The organism is Segatella copri, from assembly GCF_019127135.1.
Classification (GTDB): domain Bacteria; phylum Bacteroidota; class Bacteroidia; order Bacteroidales; family Bacteroidaceae; genus Prevotella.
Genome location: NZ_JAHOEA010000197.1, coordinates 1 through 415 on the forward strand (window position 1 = coordinate 1; position 415 = coordinate 415).

Consider the following 415-nt stretch of genomic DNA (forward strand, 5'->3'; position numbering starts at 1 on the left):
TCGTAATTGAAGGGGAAGTCGATGGGACTCTTGATCTTCTCGATGCGCCAGATGAGGAAACGGCGGTTCTCGTCATCATCGATGATATGAACCTCATTGCTCGTGGCGCAGAACCCCGCATTGTTCTGCAAGATGCAGTCCCACTCGGCATAAGGGATTCGCATGCTGATGTTGCGCTTCGTGATGTTGCTCTTGAAGGAATCCAGGTTCTTGCCGCGCAGACAGCTGAACTCATCGAGACACACTATCGCCTTGCTGGCACACATCTGCAGGAAATCCTTGTTCTTGTAGTCGCCCGTAGAATCGTTGGCGAAATACTTGCGCAGATGGGGCGGCAGAAGATGGTCGAAAAACGTGGTCTTGAAGATGCCGCCCTTGCCTACGAAAACCATGATAGACTGGTTGGTGACATCGG

At 52.0% G+C, this 415-nt stretch carries 1 protein-coding gene; it reads right to left on the bottom strand.

The window, feature by feature from the left end:
- On the bottom strand, window positions 1-415 hold a 415-nt coding region (locus tag KSW37_RS15845; RefSeq protein ID WP_301331751.1), incomplete at both ends, for a VapE domain-containing protein.